The sequence below is a fragment of the Okeania sp. SIO3B5 genome (assembly GCF_010692555.1).
In the GTDB taxonomy this organism is placed as follows: Bacteria; Cyanobacteriota; Cyanobacteriia; order Cyanobacteriales; family Microcoleaceae; genus Okeania.
The window spans coordinates 1-3,583 of the sequence record NZ_JAAHHG010000747.1; the positions used below are offsets into that span (position 1 = coordinate 1).

Here is a 3,583-nt window from a genome sequence, read left to right on the forward strand (position 1 = left end):
TCTAAACGGACGTGGAGGCAAGCATAAGACTACTGTCAAAGTAGCAGCAGCCTAAGAAGCGTCAACCCGCCGAAGAGCTACGGCTCAGTAGGAATCCCCGCGCCTTTAGGCCGGGGAGGATGTCAATAAAGCGGTTTAACGATATGTATCGGGAGAGTAAAAATTTTACACCGACCCAGAAATAACTAAGCATTGGTCAGAGGCAGCAAATGTTGATTCGTCTATACTATCTGAAGCTCTAAATGCAGTTCAGGTAAACGGACGATATTCACCTCCAAAAAGCCATCCTCTGAAAAGTTGGTGGAAAAATGCTTCTAGTCCGAATAATTAGGGATAAAAAAACTTTATCCCTTCTACCTTCCTTCCTCCAAAGTGTAAGTATTCAACCGGACACGATCTTAGATATAGCTCATAAAGAATTGGTTAGAACTTATGCAAATGACAAATCTTAGACTAGAAAATATTTTTCCAACTGTTCCCTGTTCCCTATTCCCTATTCCCTGTGCGCAGCGCTTCAACTAAACCAAACCAACCCACTCACAGTCAAAATTATTAGTACTAACGCCACCCAAACAAATTGATTATCTTTTGTATTAACTTGACTAGGATCGACAACTTCTAACTTCAGAGTTTTTGGCTTCGGTGGCGGTGATTTAACTTGGGAAACCATAGTGCTACCTCTACGATCTTTAGCATCACTTTCAGATATTGCTCCCAAATCAGGAATTTTCGTCATCCACTCTTGCCTACTTCTCAATACAGGTGCTTCGAGAATGACTAATATACGTTTTGCTTGTTGACGGGTTTCTAAACGAGGATGACGAGTTAGTTGTTTACAAAGAGCTGTTGCTTCTTGAATTTGGCCAGCCGCTTGATATGCCGTCACTAACCAGATTTGTACCTCTCCCCCAAATCTTGAATTAAGTTCAATATTGTCTTTCGCAGTTTCTAAATGTTGCACTGAATTACGGTATTGACCCCGTTCAAAGGCATATTTGCCAGCTTTATATTCAGTTTCAAATAATGTTAGGTTTTCTGAACTCACAATCCCTGTTAATTAGTTTTTAATATATTTAAAATTAATCTCGATTATTATAGCAATATTTTGATCGAAGAATATTCAATGATATTTTAGCCTTATGTGGAAATAAAAAATTAAGTATAGCAAAGTTTTTAGTAATTGGTGCTATGGGAAATACTGCTGCAATTCCGCATTGGCCAGATGCAAGTGGCCTCTGTTTCCTATTCTCTGCTATATATCTATAATATCAAATCCGGTTGAATAATTACTATATAGTTGAGAGTAGGGGAGTGGGGGAGTGGGGGAGTGGGGGAGATTAGATAGACATCTCCAATAATAAAAAATCAATATCTATATCGTACAGAAATTATCAATTATTTCCCCTATTCCCTACTCCCTATCCGTGGAAGAGATGTCTAATATTGAAGTAATTTAAGAAATTATAAACAGATATTATATAGCCGGATTCTATGTGCAATTAACCGGATTTGATATAATATCTTGATAACAAAAAAAAATCTGAGATTCTCCTGTTTCGTTTTCAGAAGAAGCCCAGTTATAGAATTTTAATATGTATCCAGCCTTATAATTTATTGTAGATGCAATTATCTCTTAATTTCTTACTTAGACTGACGACGACGGGAAAGGAACATTCCACCACCGATGAAAGCTAGAGCTGCAATACTGCCAGGCTCAGGTACGCGCACTTTGGGTTTTTCGACTAGCTTTGCATATAAGGAAATGTGAGAAATTTGTTTACCATTGTCAGTAGTACCAAAGGTATCCCATTCACCAGAGGTCTGATCTCCCCAATTATAGAAACTGAAACCACCCTTCTGGTTACCACCACTTTTAGTAACAATTCCAATTTCAAATTGGTCGCCCTGCTGGCCTCCCAACTCTCTTAGCAATTTGTCAGTATCAAAAATATTCCAAGTTCCTTGGTTATCTTTGCCCGGATCGAGTGCATAGCTTAATATATCATTAAACCCATCGCCACCTACTGAATTGTCTACTTTATCAATAAACGTCCATTCTGCGAATTCGCCTCCTGCTCCAAATATATTAGAATTGGAGTCATTCTCTCCTAGAAAAGAACCACTACAACTAACATAACCTGTAGCTAGGGTATTACCACATAAAATATTGCCACTGTTTTCAGTACCACCGCTGTTCTCAGTACCGCCACTGTTCTCAGTACCGCCGCTGTTCTCAGTACCGCCACTGTTCTCAGTACCGCCACTGTTTTCAGTACCGCCACTGTTTTCAGTGCCACCACTGTTTTCAGTGCCGCCGCTGTTTTCAGTGCCACCACTGTTTTCAGTACCGCCACTGTTCTCAGTACCACCGCTGTTTTCAGTACCACCGCTGTTTTCAGTACCGCCGCTGTTTTCAGTACCGCCACTGTTTTCAGTACCGCCACCGTTTTCAGTACCGCCATTAATACCATCAGCAACATAGAATAGAGAAGCGTGAGATAATCCAGGATTTCCACCATTCTTCTTTTGTGCTACACCAGCCATATCCCAGGTACCTAGTAAACTATCTGCCCCTGTAATGTTATCACAATAGTAATAACTTCTAAATTGGGAACCTTTAAGTTCTAGAACAACTGGCCCAGTGTAATCAGTGAAGCCAAAACCCCATTCACCGCTTGTTGAACCATTTGTTGGAGTGATACAAAATCTAGAATATTTGAGCCATCTTCTGTAATTCCAGGTGTATTGATTTTACGGTCATAAATCCAATTGGTAATGCTATTAAATATACCACCATTCAAGTAGTTTGTTGCATCAGTAGGATTTGCATTTCCAGTTTGATTTGTACAATCGTCGAATCCAATACCGCCGTAAGTAACACCACCAGAGGTACAAGGAGCCGTCGAAAAAGCAGCACCTTGTGCTGGAGCCATCATCAGCATGGAAATTGCACTAAGTAATACAGAAGATCCGATTACAGAAGAAACAGTTTTATTGCGCATTATAATTATTCTCCCTGTTAGTAATTATTAATTTCTATAAATATAGAGGAAATTCAGAATATTTTTTCAAGTTATTCTCGCTTACTGTTCATTTACTATGATGTACTAATTTCATGTAGAATGCAACACTAAAGGCTAATAATTCACTGTAACAATATAATTATGTATTTTCAATGATATATGTATTTTTATATTTACTGCGAAAAATACAGTGACAATACTGATGACAAGCCGTTAATATTAGATTAGACGAACTATTTTTTGTAGTGGCTAAGTGAGATCACTTAAATAAATGCCGAAAGATTTTTTTGACTCAGAAAAATTTATTGATTTGTGGAGTTTATGTGAAAATTAAAAATTTCTCTATATTGATTTGTGGAGTTTATGTGAAAATTAAAAATTTCTCTATCTAGTTTCTAATATTAAGTCTCATTATATAAAGCTGTAGCTATTTGTGGCCTACAGTTAAGATGGCCGATTATCTGATATCATGTCCGGTAGCATCGGAGCGTGTATAAAATAAAGGTGACACTCTTGAGAAAACCTTCTGCCTCCTGCCTCCTGCCTCCTGCCTCCTGCCT

General features: G+C 38.4%; 3 protein-coding genes. All 3 read right to left on the reverse strand.

What is annotated here, in order from left to right:
- Nucleotides 1-514 precede the first annotated feature (514 nt).
- Nucleotides 515-1,045, reverse strand: coding sequence for a hypothetical protein (locus F6K54_RS41855; RefSeq protein WP_293090395.1), 531 nt, complete (start codon nucleotides 1,043-1,045; stop codon nucleotides 515-517).
- Between the two features lie 596 nt (nucleotides 1,046-1,641).
- The gene (locus tag F6K54_RS41860) at nucleotides 1,642-2,544 is read right to left on the reverse strand and encodes a PEP-CTERM sorting domain-containing protein (protein WP_293090396.1); all 903 of its coding nucleotides are present in this window, start codon (nucleotides 2,542-2,544) and stop codon (nucleotides 1,642-1,644) included.
- 80 nt (nucleotides 2,545-2,624) lie between these two features.
- Nucleotides 2,625-3,002, reverse strand: coding sequence for a hypothetical protein (locus F6K54_RS41865; protein WP_293090397.1), 378 nt, complete (start codon nucleotides 3,000-3,002; stop codon nucleotides 2,625-2,627).
- Nucleotides 3,003-3,583: the final 581 nt, after the last annotated feature.

What these genes read in the sequence shown, in the direction of transcription:
- F6K54_RS41860 (WP_293090396.1), bottom strand. Translation starts at nt 2,544, where the DNA reads ATGGCTGGTGTAGCACAAAAGAAGAATGGTGGAAATCCTGGATTATCT.
- F6K54_RS41865 (WP_293090397.1), bottom strand. Translation starts at nt 3,002, where the DNA reads ATGCGCAATAAAACTGTTTCTTCTGTAATCGGATCTTCTGTATTACTT.